This is a genomic window from Rhodococcus sp. LW-XY12, from assembly GCF_019317345.1.
GTDB classification, from domain to species: Bacteria; Actinomycetota; Actinomycetes; order Mycobacteriales; family Mycobacteriaceae; genus Rhodococcus; species Rhodococcus pyridinivorans.
The window spans coordinates 2,980,819-2,997,052 of record NZ_CP079225.1 but is presented as its reverse complement, the minus strand read 5'-3'; the positions used below and the strand labels follow the sequence as shown (position 1 = coordinate 2,997,052).

The window sequence follows — 16,234 nt, the reverse complement described above, 5'->3', positions numbered from 1 at the left end:
CCTCATGCTTGCCCGCACCGACCTGCGCGGTCGTACTCCCACCACTGCGGAGCTCAGGGGCGCACTGCCCCGCGGCGGAGTGGATGTGGACGCGGTGCTCCATCAGGTCCGTCCCGTCGTCGACGACATACGCGATCGCGGCGCCGAGGCCGCGCTCGACTACTGCGAGAAGTTCGACGGGGTCCGCCCCGCCTCGGTACGTGTTCCCGCCGCGGAACTCGGCCGCGCGCTGGCCGAACTCGCCCCCGCCGTCCGTGCCGCTCTCGAGGAGGCCATCGCGCGCACGCGCGTCGTGCACGCGGCCCAGCGCCGCACCGACGTCACCACCGAGGTCGTCCCCGGCGGTACCGTCACCGAACGCTGGGTGCCGGTCGAACGCGTCGGCCTCTACGTGCCGGGTGGCAACGCGGTCTACCCGTCGTCGGTCGTGATGAACGTCGTGCCGGCGCAGGCCGCCGGCGTCGAATCGCTCGTCATCGCCTCGCCGCCGCAGAAGAACTTCGGCGGACTGCCGCACCCGACGATCCTCGCCGCCGCGGCCCTGCTCGGCGTCGAGGAGGTGTGGGCCGTCGGCGGCGCACAGGGTGTCGCACTACTGTCCTACGGCGGCACCGACACCGACGGCGCCGAACTCGCCCCGGTCGACATGATCACCGGCCCCGGCAACATCTACGTCACCGCCGCCAAGCGGCTGTGCCGCGCGGTCGTCGGCATCGACGCCGAGGCCGGTCCCACCGAGATCGCGATCCTCGCCGACCACACCGCCGACGCGGTGCACGTCGCCGCCGACCTGATCAGTCAGGCCGAGCACGACGTCATGGCCGCCTCGGTGCTCGTCACCACCAGCACCGACCTCGCCGACGCCGTCGATACCGCGCTCGCCGCGCAGCTCGAGCTCACCGAGCACCGCGAGCGCGTCACCACCGCGCTGTCCGGCAGCCAGTCCGGCATCGTCCTCGTCGACGACATCGAGCAGGGCCTGAAGGTCGTCAACGCCTACGCCGCCGAGCACCTCGAGATCCAGACCGAGAACGCCTCCGAGGTCGCCGCGCGTGTCCGGTCGGCGGGCGCGATCTTCGTCGGGCCGTGGGCGCCGGTCTCCCTCGGCGACTACTGCGCCGGATCGAACCACGTGCTGCCCACCGCCGGCTGCGCCCGGCACTCGTCGGGCCTGAGCGTGCAGACCTTCCTGCGCGGCATCCACGTCGTCGAGTACACCGAGGCGGCCCTGAAGGACGTCTCCGGTCACGTCATCACCCTCGCGAACGCCGAGGACCTGCCCGCCCACGGTGAAGCCGTCCGTCTGCGATTCGAGGCGCTGAAGTGACCCAGATCCCCGGCTCCCGCATCACCCTCGCCGACCTGCCGTTGCGCGAGAATCTGCGCGGCAAGTCGCCCTACGGTGCACCGCAGCTGACGGTGCCCGTCCAGCTCAACACCAACGAGAACCCGCACCCGCCCACGCAGGCGCTCGTCGACGACGTCGCCGAGGCCGTGCGTGAGGCGGCGACGCAGCTGCACCGCTATCCCGACCGCGACGCGGTCGCGCTTCGCACCGACCTCGCCGCTTATCTGACGAAGGCGTCCGGTGTTCCCCTCGGCGTCGAGAACGTCTGGGCCGCGAACGGTTCCAACGAGATCCTGCAGCAGCTCCTGCAGGCCTTCGGTGGCCCCGGGCGCACGTCGATGGGCTTCGTGCCGTCTTACTCGATGCACCCGATCATCGCCGACGGCACCCAGACCGAGTGGCTGGCCACCTACCGGCGCGACGACTTCACCCTCGACGTCGACGCATCCGCCGCCGCCGTGCGCGAGCGGCGGCCCGACGTCGTCTTCGTCACCAGCCCCAACAACCCGACGGGACACAGCATCCCGCTCGACCAGTTGCGGGTGATCCTCGACGCCGCCCCCGGCATCGTGATCGTCGACGAGGCGTACGTCGAGTTCTCCTCGCAGCCGAGCGCTCTGTCGCTGATCGACGAGTACCCGACGAAGATCGTCGTCTCGCGGACGATGAGCAAGGCGTTCGCCTTCGCCGGTGGACGGCTCGGCTATCTCGCCGCAGCCCCCGCGATGATCGACGCGCTGCTGCTCGTGCGCCTGCCCTACCACCTGTCGGTCATCACCCAGGCCGCCGCGCGTGCGGCCCTGCGGCACGCCGCCGAAACTCTCGCGTCGGTTGCGGAACTGGCCGCCCAGCGCGACCGCGTCGCCGCCGAACTCGCCCGGTTCGGCTACGACGTGATCCCCTCCGACGCCAACTTCATCCTGTTCGGCCGCTTCGCGGACGCCCCTGCCACCTGGCAGCGGTATCTCGACGAGGGTGTACTCATCCGCGACGTCGGGATCCCCGGCTACCTGCGCACCACGATCGGCCTGACCCACGAGAACGACGAGTTGCTGCGAGTGAGCGAGAAGCTCGCGGCCACGGAAATCGAGGAAACCCGATGAGCGACCGCATCGCGCGCGTCGAACGCACCACCAAGGAATCGAGCATCACCGTCGAGATCGACCTCGACGGGACCGGCCGCACCGAGATCTCCACGGGGATCCCGTTCTACGACCACATGCTCACCGCGCTCGGCCAGCACGGTTCGTTCGATCTCACCGTGCAGGCGCAGGGCGACATCGAGATCGAGGCCCACCACACCGTCGAGGACACCGCCATCGTCCTCGGCCAGGCCTTCGGTCAGGCCCTCGGCGACAAGCGCGGCATCCGGCGCTTCGGCGACTGCTTCATCCCGATGGACGAGACCCTCGCGCACGCGTCGGTCGACGTCTCCGGCCGTCCCTACTGCGTGTTCACCGGTGAACCCGACTACATGGTGCACTCGGTGATCGGGGGATATCCCGGCGTGCCCTACTCGACGGTGATCAACCGGCACGTGTTCGAGTCGTTCGCCTTCCACGCCCGCATCGCCCTGCACGTGCGGGTGCTCTACGGCCGCGACCCGCACCACATCACCGAGGCCGAGTTCAAAGCGGTCGCCCGCGCGCTGCGCGAGGCCGTCGAACCCGACCCGCGTGTGACCGGCATCCCGTCGACGAAGGGCAGTCTCTGACCATATGGATGTCGTCCTCACCTACCTGTGCTTCATCGTGGCCGGATTCGCGGCAGGCGGAACGTGGTCGATGTGGAAGGCGCGCAACACGTTGTTCGCGGGTGTGCTGCTGGCTCTGACCGTGCTGGCCGCCGCCGCGGGCGTCTTCCGGCTGCTCTGACGTGGCGGAACAACAAGGACTGTTCACCGTTCGTGGTCTGATCCCGGCGTGGTCGACGTCCGCTGCGGCCTTCGGCGGCTTCTCGCTGCTGCTGCCGGTCGTGCCGTGGGCGATCGCCGAGGCCGGCGGCAGCGACATGCTCGCCGGGTCGGTGACGGCGGTGTTCATGTTCACCACCGTCTTCACCCAGCTCGCGATGCCGCGACTGTTGCGCGCGTTCGGTCACCGCGCGACGCTCGTGGCCGGCTGCCTGTTCCTCGGGCCGCCGTCGCTGCTGTTCCTCGTGTCGATGGCCCCGGCGGCCGTGCTCGGGATCTCCGCGCTGCGCGGTATCGGCTTCGGCATGATCACCGTGGCGGCGGCCGCCCTCGTCGGCGAACTCGCGCCGCCGCGATTGCTCGGCCGGGCCACCGGCATGCTCGGCATCGCCATCGCCGCGTCCCAGACGATCGGTCTGCCCGCCGGGCTGGCGATCGCCGAGCGGTTCTCCACCACGCCGGTGTTCGTGCTCGGCGCGATCATCTCGTCCGCCGGTCTGCTCGCCGCGATCCGTCTGCCACGGCTGACCGCGAAACAATCCCGGACGGCGCGACGAGTGCCTCCGGTCGTGCTGTTGTTCCCGCTGGTCGCGGTCGGCGCGGGTGCGATCGCCTACGGCGGTCTCACCTCGCTGCTGCGTATCGCGGTCGCCGGTCTGCCCGTCGCGGCGGCGTTGGCCGTGCTCAGCGCGGCCTCGCTGATCGGACGGTACGCGGCCGGTTCGGTCGCCGACCGGATCGGCGCCGGCAAATTGCTGCCCGTCGGTCTCGGCCTGGCGGGGCTGGCGATGATTCCCTTCGCACTCGTCGCCGACGACCGAGGGGGAGCGATACTGCTGATCGTCGCCGCGATCGCCTTCGGCTTCGGCTTCGGTGTCGTGCAGAACGAGGCGCTGCTCGTCGCGTTCAGTCGCGCCGGGGCCGGCAACACCGGCTCGGCGAGCGCCGCCTGGAACATCGGCTTCGATGCGGGCACCGGCGCCGGTTCGTTCGCCCTCGGCGCGGTGGCAGCCGTGGCCGGATACTCCGCGGCCTTCGCCGCGGCCGCCGTCCTGGTTCCGGCGCTGCCGTTGCTGGCCCGACTGGCCGGGCCGTCGGAACGTCCCCGTCCCACCACATAGAATCGACATCATGAGCGCAACCACGGTCGCCGTCCTCGACTACGGCTCGGGCAATCTCCACTCCGCCACGCGGGCGGTCGCCCGTACCGGCGTGCACGTGGAGGTCACCGCCGACCCGAAGATCGCGCTCGTCGCCGACGGACTCGTCGTCCCCGGCGTCGGCGCCTTCGACGCGTGCATGAGGGGCCTGCGCAGCGTCGGCGGAGACAAGATCATCGGCACCCGCCTCGCCGGTGGACGCCCGGTGCTCGGCATCTGCGTCGGCATGCAGATCCTGTTCGAACGCGGCGTCGAGCACGGCATCGAGACCGAGGGCTGCGGGGAGTGGCCGGGCACGGTCGAGCGTCTGGACGCGCCGGTGCTGCCGCATATGGGCTGGAACACCGTCGAGGCCCCCGCCGATTCGGTGCTCTTCGCCGGCATGGACGCCGACACCCGGTTCTATTTCGTCCACACCTACGCCGCCCGCACGTGGGAACTGGATGCTCCCGAGCGCCTCGCCCCGCCGAAGGTGACCTGGGCCGAACACGGCAGCCGGTTCGTCGCCGCCGTGGAGAACGGTCCGCTGTCGGCCACCCAGTTCCACCCGGAGAAGTCCGGCGACGCCGGCGCGCAGCTGCTGAAGAACTGGGTCGACTCGTTGTGACCGACCCGCGGCGCGGCCGGTCGAGCGGAGACTTCTCCTTCGGCCGTCACGCCCTGATGTCCGTCGGCACGGCGACCGTCGTGCTGCTCGTCACCGCGATCGTCGTCGTGGCGGTCCGTCCCACGCCGGTCGTCGGGCTGGTCGTCGCACTCGTCGGCATCGTGGCGGCCGTCGTGGCGATGGGTGTCGTGTCGACGCGGTCGGCCCGCCGCGCCTTCGGTCCCGCCGAGGACGACCGCCCCGGAAGCTGACGCGCCGAACCGGATTTCGCCCGGCGTGTTGCGGTAGCGAACCCCGGTCGGGCGCGCGAGGAGCTTCGTAACGCAGCTGTGCGGAACTCGAAATCGATCTGCCGCGCCCAGATTCACCTCGCGCCGTCCTCGGAGGGGACGACGGCGTCCTGCGCCGCCGCGCGCAGACGATCGGCGAACACCGCGCAGGCCCGGACGATCTCCGGGTCCGCGCGCATCCGGACGTCGGCGTCGAGGGTGGCGAGCGCGAGGACGAGCCACTGCCACGACTCGACCGCGAGGTGCACCTCGGTCCGGTCGTCACCCGTCGGCCGGATCTCGGCGTCTTGGTACTTCAGCGCGTCGGCGACGTGCGTGGCCGAGGCCGCCACGTCCAGGTGCACCGGTGTCCGCCCCTGCCGGAGTCCTTGCCGCAGGTATTCCGTGGCGGACCCGGCGGGAAGTCGGCGGGGTGCGAACCGTCGGCCGGTGCGGAGCAGGTCGCGCACACGATCGAGGCGGAAGACCCGCCAGTCCTCGCGATCGACGTCCCATCCGAGGAGGTACCACCGCAGCAGGTGGTGGACCTGCCGGTACGGCTCGACCCTGCGCGAGGTCGGCGAGCCCTGCGCGTCGACGTAGTCGAAGGTGAGCGTGTCACACCGTGCGATCGCCTCCGCCACGGAGCCGAGCAGCTCCGCCGACACGCTGGGCGCCTGCAGCGCACTCGTCTCCACCGCGCTGCGGACGGCCGCGACCCGCGGGCGCAGCCGCGCGGGCAGGAACTGGTCGAGCTTGCCGTAGGCGCGGGTGGCAGCGTCGTCCAGTCCGCCTTCGGCCGGCCCGGTCGCGGCGAGAGCGCCGAGCCCCAGCAGCACCGCGACGGCCTCGTCGTCGTCGAGCACCAGCGGCGGCATCGAACGTCCCGACGCGAGACGGTAGAAACCGCCGGGCCCGGAGCGGGTTTCGACGGGATATCCGTAGCCGCGCAGCCGGTCGACGTCGCGGCGGAGCGTCCGGCGGCTCACCTGCAGCCGCCGGGCCAGCTCGTCCCCGCCGATCGCGCGTCCGGTCTGCAGGATCGACAACAACGCGAGCATCCGCTCGGTGACGTCCGCCATGCCGTCATCCTCCCACCGGTTGCGGTCAGGATCCGGCCGCAACCGGTCGTAGCGTCGAATCCATGACCACCACCGTCACGACCACCGAGGCGGCAGTGCGAGGCCGCGCCATCACGATCCGTCGCGTCCGCACCCACAACCTGGCCGACGTCGATCTGACCGTTCCGCGCAACCGGCTCGTGGTGATCGTCGGGGTGTCCGGCTCCGGGAAGTCGTCGCTCGTCTTCGACACGATCGCCGCGGAGGCCGGCTACCAGCTCAACGAGACGTACCCGCCGTTCACGCGCAATCGGTTGCCGAAGTGGACACGACCCGACGTCGACCACATCGACGGTCTGACGCCGGTGATCGTCGTCGACCAGCGCCGCCTCGGCGGCAACGCCCGCTCGACGGTCGGCACCATCACCGACACCTGGACCTATCTGCGGCTGCTGTATTCCCGTGTGGGCACACCCGTCCTCGGGGAGTCGAACCGCTTCTCGTTCAACGACCCCACCGGGATGTGCCCGACCTGCTCCGGGCTCGGCGAGATCGTCGTCAGTGCCGTCGAGCGGTTCCTCGATCTCGACAGGTCCCTCGCCGAGGGCGCGATCCTGGTGCCCGGCTTCGGCAACGGTGGGTACTGGTACTCCCAGTACGCCGACATCGGTTCCTTCGACGCGGACACACCCCTGCGCGAGTGGAAGCCCGCCGAGCGGGAGGCACTGCTCTACGGCGGCGAGGCCGCAGCGGCGCTGGGCCACAAACCGCCGGACGGATACGAGGGCGTCGTCGAGAGGTTCGAGCGCATCCACCTGCACACCTCCGACAACCTCTCCGAACGCAAACAGGACGTCATCCGACGTTTCACCCGCGCCGAGACGTGCCCGGACTGCGCCGGAGAACGGCTGAACGCGGCCGCGCGGGCGGTCACCCTTCGCGGCCGCACGATCGGGGAGCTGTCCCGCCTCGAGATCATCGAGCTGCTCGAATTCGTGCGCACGATCGACGACTCGCGCGCCGCACCTGTGGTGTCCGCACTGGTGGGCCGTCTCGAGGCGATGGTGACGATCGGCCTCGGCTATCTCGCGCTCGCCCGGGCGACCACCACGCTCTCGGGCGGCGAATCGCAACGGATCAAGTTGGTCCGGCACCTCGGGTCGAGCCTGACGGAGATGACCTATGTCGTCGACGAACCAACGGTCGGTCTGCATCCCGCCGACGTGGAGACGATGATCGACCTCCTCGAACGGCTCCGCGACAGCGGCAACACCGTCCTCGTCGTCGAACACGACCCGAGCGTGATGGCCCGGGCCGACCAGGTGATCGAGATCGGTCCCGGTGCGGGCTCGTCCGGTGGTCGCCTCGTCTTCCAGGGCACTTTCGACCGGCTCCGAACGGCCGACACTCCCACCGGCCGATCGCTGCGGCGCGACATCGGCCGCGGTCACCCCGCCCGCGAGGCGACCGGTCGTCTCACGATCGCCGATGCGTGTCGCAACAACCTCCGCGACCTGACGGTGCGGATCCCCACCGGCGTGCTCACCGTGTTCACCGGGGTCGCTGGTTCGGGAAAGTCCAGTCTCGCAGCCGAACTCGTCGATCAGTACGACGCCACGGTGGTCGACCAGCGGCCGGTGAGCACCAATCGCCGCTCCACCCCGATCACCTACGCCGGCATCGCACCCACCCTGCGGCGGATGTTCGCCGAACACAACGGTGTGCCGGCGAGCCTGTTCAGCGCGAACTCGGCGGGTGCGTGCCCGACCTGCACGGGGGCCGGTGTCGTGTACATCGACCTCGCCTTCATGGACGGACGCGAGGTCGTCTGCGACACCTGCCACGGCCGCCGGTTCACCGCCGAGGTGCTCGGGCACACCGTGAACGGCCTGTCGATCGCCGATGTCGACGACCTCACCGTCGGTCGCGCCATCGAGGAACTGCCGCACGCGGAGATCGCGCACCGACTGAGTGCGCTCGCCGGGGTGGGCCTCGACTACCTCCGCCTCGGACAGTCGCTCGACACGCTCTCCGGTGGCGAGTGTCAACGGGTGAAGATCGCCAAGGAACTCGGACGAGCGAAGACGCCGACCCTCTACGTCCTCGACGAGCCGACCACCGGCCTGCACGCCGAGGACGTCGGCACCCTCCTGTGCGTCTTCGACGACCTCGTCGACCGAGGGCACACCGTCGTCGTCATCGAACACCACCTCGACGTGATCCGGCACGCCGACCACATCGTCGACCTCGGGCCGGGACCTGGACGGCACGGCGGAACCGTGCTGTACGAGGGGGCCGTCGACGAGTACACCGGCCGTCCGACCCCGACCTGCCGGGCCCTCGACGCAGCACGGTCGGCATGACGCACGGCGCTTTCCCGGCGCCCCGGCCACGCGTTTGGCGATGTCACAGGTACAGGCACTAATGTGTACGCAGTGAGCCTGGTCCTTTTGCCCGCAGTCGACGTCGTCAACGGTGAAGCAGTTCGCCTCGTTCAGGGAGAGGCGGGCAGCGAGACCGGCTACGGTTCGCCCCGCGACGCCGCCCTCGAATGGCAGAACGCCGGCGCCGAATGGGTGCACATGGTCGACCTCGACGCGGCGTTCGGTCGCGGCGACAACCGCGCCCTCCTCGCCGAGGTCATCGGCGAACTCGACGTGAAGGTCGAGCTGTCGGGCGGCATCCGCGACGACGAGACCCTCGCCGCCGCCCTCGCGACCGGCTGCGCCCGCGTCAACCTCGGCACCGCCGCGATCGAGAATCCCGAGTGGTGCTCGCGCGTCATCGGCGAGTTCGGCGACCGCATCGCCGTGGGCCTCGACGTCAAGCTCCTCGACGGCCAGTGGCGGCTGCGCGGCCGCGGCTGGGTCTCCGACGGCGGCGACCTGTGGGAGGTGCTCGAACGCCTCGAACGCGACGGCTGCTCGCGCTACGTCGTCACCGACGTCACCAAGGACGGCACCCTCTCCGGCCCCAATCTCGACCTGCTCCGCGAGGTGTGCGCGGCCACCGAATCGCCGGTCGTCGCCTCCGGTGGCGTCTCGACCGTCGACGACCTGCGTGCCATCGCGACGCTCGTCGACGAGGGTGTCGAAGGTGCCATCATCGGAAAGGCGCTGTACGCGGGCCGATTCACGCTGACCGAGGCGCTCGACGCCGTCTCGCGCTGACCCATGGCCGATCCCGCAGACCTGAACCGGCTGCTCGCCGTCGCGAGCGGTGTACTCGACGAGGTCGCGGAACGATTCGTCGCCGGGCACGGTGCGCCGCGTTCCGTCGACAAGGGGCCGAACGACTTCGCGACCGACCTCGATCTCGAACTCGAGCGGCGGATCTCCGGTGCCCTCGCCGAGCGCACCGGTATCCCCGTGCACGGTGAGGAGTTCGGCGGCCCGTCCGCGGGGGAGGGCACCGTCTGGTTGCTCGACCCGATCGACGGCACCATCAACTACTCCGCCGGGCTGCCGATGGCCGGGATCCTCCTCGCTCTCGTCGAGGACGGCGAACCGGTCCTCGGCCTCACGTGGCTGCCGCTGACGAATCAGCGCTTCGCGGGAATCGCCGACGGGCCGCTGCTCGTGAACGGCGAGCCCACCGAACCGCTGCAACCGGCGCGGCTCGAGGACGTGATGATCGCGGTCGGCAGTTTCGACATCGACAGTCGCGGTCGGGTGCCCGGCACCCGGCGTCTCGCCGTCATCACCGAGCTGAGCCGGCGCGTCGCCCGGCTGCGGATGCACGGCTCCACCGGTGCCGACCTCGCGTTCACCGCGGGAGGCGCGATCGGCGGTGCCGTCGTGTTCGGCCACCACCCCTGGGACAACGCCGCTGGTGTCGCACTCGTGCGGGCCGCCGGTGGCATCGCCACCGACTTCGCGGGCCGGCCCTGGCGGATCGGGTCCGGATCGGTGGTCGCTGCAGCGCCCGGAGTGCACGGCGAGATACTGAAGATTGTGCAGTCGGCGACGGAACGGTCCGTGGCCGAGCAGTCGGGTTCCGAAGGAGATCGAACATGACACTGGCCGTGCGGGTCATCCCGTGCCTCGACGTGGACGCGGGGCGGGTGGTCAAGGGTGTCAACTTCGAGAACCTGCGCGATGCGGGTGACCCGGTCGAACTCGCCGCGCTCTACAACGAGCAGGGTGCCGACGAACTGACCTTCCTCGACGTCACCGCGTCGAGCGGCGACCGCGGCACCATGCTCGACGTCGTCACGCGCACCGCCGAGCAGGTGTTCATCCCGCTCACGGTCGGAGGCGGCGTCCGCACCGTCGAGGACGTCGACCGGCTGCTGCGTGCCGGCGCCGACAAGGTCTCGGTCAACACCGCGGCCATCGCCCGGCCCGAGGTGCTGCGCGAGATGTCCGAGCGCTTCGGCTCGCAGTGCATCGTGCTGTCGGTCGACGCGCGCACCGTGCCCGCCGGTCAGGAACCGACGCCGAGCGGCTGGGAGGTCACCACGCACGGCGGCCGCCGCGGTACGGGGATCGACGCGGTCGAGTGGGCCCGGCGCGGCGAGGAACTCGGCGTCGGCGAGATCCTGCTCAACTCGATGGACGCCGACGGCACGAAGAACGGATTCGACCTGAAGATGATCGAGGCCGTGCGCGGGGCCGTGCACGTGCCCGTCATAGCCTCCGGGGGCGCCGGAGCCGTCGAGCATTTCGCGCCCGCCGTGCAGGCCGGTGCCGACGCGGTGCTCGCCGCGAGCGTCTTCCACTTCCGGGAGCTGACGATCGGCGAGGTCAAGGACGCGATGCGTGCGGAAGGGATCACGGTTCGATGAGCAGCGACATCCTGAATCCGGCGATCGCCGCCCGGCTGAAGCGCAACGACGACGGTCTGTTCGCCGCCGTCGTGCAGGAGCGGGCCACCGGCGCCGTGCTGATGATGGCGTGGATGGACGACGAGGCGCTCGCCCGCACCCTCGCGACCCGCAAGGCCACCTACTACTCGCGGTCGCGGCAGCAGTACTGGGTCAAGGGCGAGACGTCCGGGCACACCCAGTACGTGCACGAGGTGCGTCTCGACTGCGACGGCGACACGGTGCTGCTCGTCGTCGACCAGGTCGGCGCCGCCTGCCACACCGGCACGCACACCTGCTTCGATACCGACGTCCTACTCGAGGCACCGCAGATCGCCGAGTAGCCGGTCGCCGAACTCCACCGGCAGGTCGTGCGGGCGCAGACGGAGTGCCCTGAGGCCGCGGTGCGCATCGTCGGTTTCTCGCAGGGCGCCGCTGTGGCCGGTGACGTCCTCGCCGACCTCGCGCACGCCTCCGACCGACCGGCCGATCTCTCCGGTCTGCTCATCGCCGATCCGCGGACGTCCGGGACCGGCGCGGAGGTCGTGGTGCCCGCCGCCCTGCCCGGTATCTCGCCGAGCGGGGCGCGAGCGGGCTTCGGGGACGTTCCGGTGGCCACCGTGTGCGCCGCCGGCGACGCCGTGTGCGACATGGTCGATCCGCTGTCGGATCCCACGGGCGCCGCGGGCCGCATCGAGGGCTATTGCGCTCTGCGCCAGCACTATTCGACGCCGGTGGTCGACGGTGTCCCGTTCGTCGATGCGATGGTTGCGCTCGTCGAGCATCCGCGGACGACGGAGGTCCGGATTGTACCGTGACGGACGCGGCGCAGGACCGATCAGCGGGTCGTGCGACGGGCTGCAACAATGCCCGCATGCCTCTCATCCAGATCAGCCAGACGCCGGGCCTGTCCGACGAGCAGAAGGCCGAGGTGATCTCCGCGGTCACCCGCGCGTACGCCGAGGCCTCGGGCAAGAATCCGTCGTCGGTGTGGGTGACGATCACCGAGGTGCCCCGCGAGAACTGGGGCGTGGGCGGAACTCCGCTCGGCTGAACCGACTCGGTCCACCCGAGTCCGTCCTCGCGTACCCGTTTCTTATCCGATGAGACTAGTGTTCTCTGTATTGAGAGTGCTGTCTTCTGACGACGGGGTGAAGGGGCGTGCGGTCGCGACATCGAGCCCCGATGCGGACGAACTCTTCTGTGCCGCAAAGGCCTACATCGGGCAGTACGGCAGCGAGTTGGTGCAGGACTGCATCCGGATCCACGACGGGATCGGCGTGACCTACGAACACGCGCGGGAGGGTCGTCGAGCGGCGGCTCAGGCCTTGCCGATACCGCCGGCGATACCTTCGTCGATCTGCTCGACCAGGGCGGAGCCCAGGCGCGCGAGCGCGCGGACCTGGTTGTCGTCGAGGCCGTCGAACACGAGCCTGCGCACCGCCTTCACGTGGCTCGGTGCCGCTTCGACTACTGTGTCGTAGCCGGCATCGGTGAGCACTGCGTACGAACCGCGACTGCCCGGAACCGGTTCGCGTCGCACCCAGCCGCGCTTCTCGAGGCGGGTGACGACGTGCGAGAGCCGCGACAGCGACGCGTTGGCCTCGGCGGCGAGGGCGTTGAGACGGAGCCTGCGCTCGGGGTGCTCGGAGAGCAGCGCGAGGACGAAGTACTCGAAGTGCGTCATGTCGGAGTCGCGCTGCATCTGGGTGTCGAGCGCGGCCGGCAGTCGCGTGACGACGGAGACGAGCGCCCGCCAGGCGTTCTGCTGCGCCGGATCGAGCCACTGCGGGTCCTCGTTGCTCATGCCTGCTCCTCGCTCGTTCGGTTTCGCTGTCGCACCCGGTCGGGGAATGGGAATGGCCGCGCGACGGGTTCTCCTCTATGATACTTGAAGCTTCAACTTGAGGGGATGTCATGACCATCGATTCCGCGACCACGCCCGCCCTGTTCCTCAGTCACGGCGCCCCGCCGCTCGTCGACAGCGAACTGTGGGTCTCGCAGCTGCAGCGTTGGGCGGCCGACCTGCCGCGACCCACAGCGATCCTCGTGGTCTCGGCGCACTGGGAATCCGCTCCGCTGACCATCGGGTCGACGATCACCGGCACCCCGCTCGTGTACGACTTCGGCGGCTTCCCGCGCCGCTTCTACGAGGTGACCTACACCAGCCCCGGCGCGCCCGAACTGGCCCGGCAGGTCGCGGCACTGATGCCCGACGACGAACCGGTGGTGCAGCAGCCGAACCGAGGACTCGACCACGGTGCCTACGTACCGCTGACCGTCATGTACCCGGACGCCGACATCCCGGTGCTGCAGATCTCCCTGCCCACCCTCGACCCGGAACGGCTGTTGCACCTCGGCGCCCGGCTGCGTCCGCTGCGTGAGCAGGGCGTACTCATCATCGGGTCCGGGTTCACCACGCACGGTCTGCCCTTCCTGCGCGACCCGCGGCCCGAGGCCGCCGCGCCGGGCTGGTCGTCGGAGTTCGACCACTGGACCGCCGAGCAACTCGCGCGCGGCGACGTCGACGCTCTGCTGGACTTCCGGCACCGCGCACCGGGCATGCCCTACGCGCATCCGTCGGTCGAGCACTTCGCTCCGCTGTTCGTCACCCTCGGTGCCTCCGACGCCCCCGGCCACGGCATCGACCAGGTCGTCGACGGCTTCTGGATGGGCCTGGCCAAGCGCTCGTTCCAGGTCGCCTGACGGCGGCTGCAGAGCCGGACGAGGTCCCTGGGATGATGGGGCGCATGTCCGGCGAGCCCACCACCATTCCCGCAGCCACCACCGACTCCTCGGGTGGCGGCCGTTCCGATTCGACGACCACCCGCGAGCAGTTCCGCCAGCTGGCCGCCGAGCACCGCGTGGTCCCGGTGACCCGCAAGGTGCTCGCGGACGCGGAGACCCCGCTGTCGGCCTACCGCAAGCTCGCGGCCGACCGCCCCGGAACCTTCCTGCTCGAGTCGGCGGAGAACGGCCGGTCGTGGTCGCGGTGGTCGTTCATCGGCGCCGGGAGCCCGGCCGCGCTGACCGTCGTCGATCGCGACGCTGCCTGGTACGGCAACGTCCCGGCCGGCGCGCCCACGGGTGGCAACCCCGTCGACGTCCTCGGCGAGACCCTCCAGTTGCTCCACACCGACCGCATCCACGGACTGCCGCCCCTGACCAGCGGCATGGTCGGTTATCTCGGCTACGACGTCGTCCGCCATCTCGAGAAGCTGCCGACGCTCGCCGAGGACGATCTGCAGATCCCCGAAATGGTGATGCTGCTGGCCACCGACCTCGCGGCCGTCGACCACCACGAGGGCATGATCTGGCTCATCGCCAACGCCGTGAACTGGGACGGCTCCGACGAGCGCGTCGACGAAGCCTACGACGACGCCGTCGCCCGCCTCGACCGGATGACCGCGGCCCTCGCCGCGCCCGCACCGGCCACCGTCGCGACCTACTCGCGGCCCGAACCCGACTACCGCCGCCAGCGCACCACCGAGTCGTTCTGCACGGACGTCCGCAAACTGATCGGCGACATCGAGGCCGGTGAGGCCTTCCAGGTGGTGCTCTCGCAGCGCTTCGAGATCGACTGCGACGCAGAGCCGATCGACGTCTACCGGATGCTCCGCGCGTCCAACCCCAGCCCGTACATGTTTCTGCTCCACATCCCCGGCCCGGACGGTGAGACGGCCTTCTCGATCGTCGGATCGAGCCCGGAGGCGCTCGTGACGGTTTCGGACGGGGTGGCCACCACCCATCCCATCGCAGGGACCCGGTGGCGCGGCGCGAACGAGGAGGAGGACATCCTGCTCGAGAAGGACCTCGTCCACGACGAGAAGGAGAACGCCGAGCACCTCATGCTCGTCGATCTCGGCCGCAACGACCTCGGCCGGGTGTGCACGCCGGGCACCGTCGAGGTGCACGACTACCGCCACATCGAGCGGTACAGCCACGTGATGCACCTCGTCTCCACGGTCACCGGGCGACTCGCGGAGGGCAAACACGCCCTCGACGCCGTCACGGCGTGTTTCCCCGCCGGGACCCTGTCGGGGGCGCCGAAGGTGCGCGCGATGGAACTGATCGAGGAACTCGAACCCACCCGCCGCGGCATCTACGGCGGCATCGTCGGCTATCTCGATTTCGCGGGCGACGCCGACACCGCCATCGCGATCCGCTCCGCGCTCGTCAAGGACGGCGTCGCCTACGTGCAGGCGGGTGCCGGCATCGTCGCCGACTCCGATCCGGAGGCCGAGGACACCGAGGCCCGCAACAAGGCCATGTCCGCCCTCGCCGCAGTGGCCGCCGCGTCCACCCTCACCACCTACGGCGGTGACGCACGGTGACCGCGGAGACGCCGGACGCCGGCCCCACCACCGGACGCCGGCGCCGGCCGACCGTCATCGCCGCCCTGCTGCTCGGGGTCGGTGCGGCCCTGCTCTGGGCGTCGAGCCGGATGACGTGGGTCACCGCGGTCTCGTCCGACGGACTCGGGATCGACCGCGTCGACGACCTCGAGGGTGGCCGCTGGGCGGCGGCACTGACCCCGCTCGCTCTCGTGCTGCTCGCGGCGGTCGCCGCCGTCTTCGCGGTGCGCGGACTCGCGCTGCGTCTCGTCTCGCTCGTGGTCGCGGCCGTCGCCGTCGCCGCCGCGATCCCCGCCGTCCGGTTGCTCACCGGCGACGCAGACCCCGAGACCGCGGCCGGTGTGGCCGCGCTGCCCGACCGCGCGACCGTGACCGCCGTCGAGACCTATCCGTTGCCCGCCGTCCTTGCGATCGTCGGCGCCGTCGCGGCCCTCGCCGCGGCGGTGACGCTGTGGCGCACCCCGCGCGAGGCGGCCGGACTGTCGTCGAAGTACGACGCCCCGGCAGCACGTCGCGAGGCGGCCGCCCGGCGCGCCGAGAACGATGAACCCCTGTCCGAACGCGGTCTGTGGGACGCACTGGACGCAGGTGAGGATCCCACCGACGACGGTGGCGAGGGTGATACGGGCACCCGCCGGTGACCGCTGTAAACCACTTCACTACTCTTCTAGACAGATCCGATGAGCTTGATCACATCGGGATTGAGCAGGGTGGGAAA

At 70.5% G+C, this 16,234-nt stretch carries 18 protein-coding genes and 1 pseudogene; 17 read left to right on the top strand and 2 right to left on the bottom strand.

Annotation, left to right across the window (positions count from 1 at the left end):
* Window positions 1-4 precede the first annotated feature (4 nt).
* The 7 genes from hisD to KXC42_RS13975 are packed head-to-tail and all read left to right on the top strand — an operon-like array spanning window position 5 to window position 5,278.
* On the top strand, window positions 5-1,327 hold the full coding sequence (gene hisD / locus KXC42_RS14005) for a histidinol dehydrogenase (protein ID WP_006554076.1): 1,323 nt from the start codon (window positions 5-7) through the stop codon (window positions 1,325-1,327).
* Window positions 1,324-2,451: a histidinol-phosphate transaminase gene (locus KXC42_RS14000; protein ID WP_006554075.1), complete on the top strand. Its 1,128-nt coding sequence runs from the start codon at window positions 1,324-1,326 to the stop codon at window positions 2,449-2,451. Before hisD ends, KXC42_RS14000 begins: the two co-directional genes overlap by 4 nt.
* Window positions 2,448-3,062: an imidazoleglycerol-phosphate dehydratase HisB gene (hisB, locus tag KXC42_RS13995; protein ID WP_006554074.1), complete on the top strand. Its 615-nt coding sequence runs from the start codon at window positions 2,448-2,450 to the stop codon at window positions 3,060-3,062. The genes KXC42_RS14000 and hisB overlap by 4 nt, the downstream gene beginning before the upstream one ends.
* A 4-nt stretch (window positions 3,063-3,066) precedes the next feature.
* Window positions 3,067-3,222 carry a hypothetical protein gene (locus KXC42_RS13990; protein WP_016696019.1) on the top strand — a complete coding sequence of 52 codons (156 nt, stop codon included), beginning with the start codon at window positions 3,067-3,069 and terminating at the stop codon, window positions 3,220-3,222.
* Window position 3,223: 1 nt separating this feature from the next.
* Complete coding sequence (locus KXC42_RS13985) at window positions 3,224-4,381, top strand: MFS transporter (RefSeq protein WP_200358157.1); 1,158 nt, start codon at window positions 3,224-3,226, stop codon at window positions 4,379-4,381.
* Window positions 4,382-4,391: 10 nt separating this feature from the next.
* On the top strand, window positions 4,392-5,027 hold the full coding sequence (gene hisH, locus KXC42_RS13980) for an imidazole glycerol phosphate synthase subunit HisH (protein WP_219129174.1): 636 nt from the start codon (window positions 4,392-4,394) through the stop codon (window positions 5,025-5,027).
* Window positions 5,024-5,278 (top strand): hypothetical protein, encoded by a 255-nt coding sequence (locus tag KXC42_RS13975; RefSeq protein WP_033097641.1) that lies wholly within the window; start codon window positions 5,024-5,026, stop codon window positions 5,276-5,278. Before hisH ends, KXC42_RS13975 begins: the two co-directional genes overlap by 4 nt.
* 113 nt (window positions 5,279-5,391) lie before the next feature.
* On the opposite strand, the gene KXC42_RS13970 is transcribed toward KXC42_RS13975, so the two are convergent.
* Window positions 5,392-6,378, bottom strand: coding sequence for a YafY family protein (locus KXC42_RS13970; protein ID WP_033097642.1), 987 nt, complete (start codon window positions 6,376-6,378; stop codon window positions 5,392-5,394).
* Window positions 6,379-6,440: 62 nt separating this feature from the next.
* Between KXC42_RS13970 and KXC42_RS13965 the strand changes: the two genes are divergently transcribed.
* The 7 genes and pseudogenes from KXC42_RS13965 to KXC42_RS13935 all read left to right on the top strand — a co-directional run bounded on the left by KXC42_RS13965 (window position 6,441) and on the right by KXC42_RS13935 (window position 12,215).
* On the top strand, window positions 6,441-8,720 hold the full coding sequence (locus tag KXC42_RS13965) for an excinuclease ABC subunit UvrA (protein ID WP_219129173.1): 2,280 nt from the start codon (window positions 6,441-6,443) through the stop codon (window positions 8,718-8,720).
* Window positions 8,721-8,792: 72 nt separating this feature from the next.
* Window positions 8,793-9,527 carry a bifunctional 1-(5-phosphoribosyl)-5-((5-phosphoribosylamino)methylideneamino)imidazole-4-carboxamide isomerase/phosphoribosylanthranilate isomerase PriA gene (gene priA, locus KXC42_RS13960; protein ID WP_006554069.1) on the top strand — a complete coding sequence of 245 codons (735 nt, stop codon included), beginning with the start codon at window positions 8,793-8,795 and terminating at the stop codon, window positions 9,525-9,527.
* A gap of 3 nt (window positions 9,528-9,530) precedes the next feature.
* Window positions 9,531-10,373: an inositol monophosphatase gene (locus KXC42_RS13955; protein ID WP_033097643.1), complete on the top strand. Its 843-nt coding sequence runs from the start codon at window positions 9,531-9,533 to the stop codon at window positions 10,371-10,373.
* Window positions 10,370-11,143 carry an imidazole glycerol phosphate synthase subunit HisF gene (gene hisF, locus KXC42_RS13950; RefSeq protein WP_006554068.1) on the top strand — a complete coding sequence of 258 codons (774 nt, stop codon included), beginning with the start codon at window positions 10,370-10,372 and terminating at the stop codon, window positions 11,141-11,143. The genes KXC42_RS13955 and hisF overlap by 4 nt, the downstream gene beginning before the upstream one ends.
* Window positions 11,140-11,505: a phosphoribosyl-AMP cyclohydrolase gene (gene hisI / locus KXC42_RS13945; protein WP_006554067.1), complete on the top strand. Its 366-nt coding sequence runs from the start codon at window positions 11,140-11,142 to the stop codon at window positions 11,503-11,505. Before hisF ends, hisI begins: the two co-directional genes overlap by 4 nt.
* Window positions 11,506-11,526: 21 nt before the next feature.
* Window positions 11,527-11,979 (top strand): annotated as a pseudogene (locus KXC42_RS13940) (cutinase family protein); the annotation flags it as partial.
* Between the two features lie 56 nt (window positions 11,980-12,035).
* Window positions 12,036-12,215: a 4-oxalocrotonate tautomerase family protein gene (locus KXC42_RS13935; protein WP_016935788.1), complete on the top strand. Its 180-nt coding sequence runs from the start codon at window positions 12,036-12,038 to the stop codon at window positions 12,213-12,215.
* Between the two features lie 267 nt (window positions 12,216-12,482).
* On the opposite strand, the gene KXC42_RS13930 is transcribed toward KXC42_RS13935, so the two are convergent.
* On the bottom strand, window positions 12,483-12,968 hold the full coding sequence (locus KXC42_RS13930; RefSeq protein ID WP_006554065.1) for a MarR family winged helix-turn-helix transcriptional regulator: 486 nt from the start codon (window positions 12,966-12,968) through the stop codon (window positions 12,483-12,485).
* A 110-nt stretch (window positions 12,969-13,078) separates the two neighbouring features.
* Here KXC42_RS13930 and KXC42_RS13925 point away from each other — a divergent pair, with 110 nt between their 5' ends.
* The 3 genes from KXC42_RS13925 to KXC42_RS13915 are packed head-to-tail and all read left to right on the top strand — an operon-like array spanning window position 13,079 to window position 16,157.
* Entirely contained in the window at window positions 13,079-13,867 is a 789-nt protein-coding gene (locus KXC42_RS13925) for a dioxygenase (protein ID WP_006554064.1), read from the top strand.
* Window positions 13,868-13,911: 44 nt separating this feature from the next.
* Window positions 13,912-15,495 (top strand): anthranilate synthase component I, encoded by a 1,584-nt coding sequence (locus KXC42_RS13920; protein WP_208635792.1) that lies wholly within the window; start codon window positions 13,912-13,914, stop codon window positions 15,493-15,495.
* Window positions 15,492-16,157 (top strand): TIGR02234 family membrane protein, encoded by a 666-nt coding sequence (locus KXC42_RS13915; protein ID WP_006554062.1) that lies wholly within the window; start codon window positions 15,492-15,494, stop codon window positions 16,155-16,157. The genes KXC42_RS13920 and KXC42_RS13915 overlap by 4 nt, the downstream gene beginning before the upstream one ends.
* Window positions 16,158-16,234 lie beyond the last annotated feature (77 nt).

Bases quoted from the DNA above. Each gene is read 5' to 3' on its own strand.
- hisD (WP_006554076.1), top strand. From the start codon at position 5: ATGCTTGCCCGCACCGACCTGCGCGGTCGTACTCCCACCACTGCGGAG.
- hisB (WP_006554074.1), top strand. From the start codon at position 2,448: ATGAGCGACCGCATCGCGCGCGTCGAACGCACCACCAAGGAATCGAGC.
- KXC42_RS13990 (WP_016696019.1), top strand. From the start codon at position 3,067: ATGGATGTCGTCCTCACCTACCTGTGCTTCATCGTGGCCGGATTCGCG.
- hisH (WP_219129174.1), top strand. From the start codon at position 4,392: ATGAGCGCAACCACGGTCGCCGTCCTCGACTACGGCTCGGGCAATCTC.
- KXC42_RS13970 (WP_033097642.1), bottom strand. From the start codon at position 6,378: ATGGCGGACGTCACCGAGCGGATGCTCGCGTTGTTGTCGATCCTGCAG.
- KXC42_RS13965 (WP_219129173.1), top strand. From the start codon at position 6,441: ATGACCACCACCGTCACGACCACCGAGGCGGCAGTGCGAGGCCGCGCC.
- KXC42_RS13955 (WP_033097643.1), top strand. From the start codon at position 9,531: ATGGCCGATCCCGCAGACCTGAACCGGCTGCTCGCCGTCGCGAGCGGT.
- hisF (WP_006554068.1), top strand. From the start codon at position 10,370: ATGACACTGGCCGTGCGGGTCATCCCGTGCCTCGACGTGGACGCGGGG.
- hisI (WP_006554067.1), top strand. From the start codon at position 11,140: ATGAGCAGCGACATCCTGAATCCGGCGATCGCCGCCCGGCTGAAGCGC.
- KXC42_RS13935 (WP_016935788.1), top strand. From the start codon at position 12,036: ATGCCTCTCATCCAGATCAGCCAGACGCCGGGCCTGTCCGACGAGCAG.
- KXC42_RS13930 (WP_006554065.1), bottom strand. From the start codon at position 12,968: ATGAGCAACGAGGACCCGCAGTGGCTCGATCCGGCGCAGCAGAACGCC.
- KXC42_RS13925 (WP_006554064.1), top strand. From the start codon at position 13,079: ATGACCATCGATTCCGCGACCACGCCCGCCCTGTTCCTCAGTCACGGC.
- KXC42_RS13920 (WP_208635792.1), top strand. From the start codon at position 13,912: ATGTCCGGCGAGCCCACCACCATTCCCGCAGCCACCACCGACTCCTCG.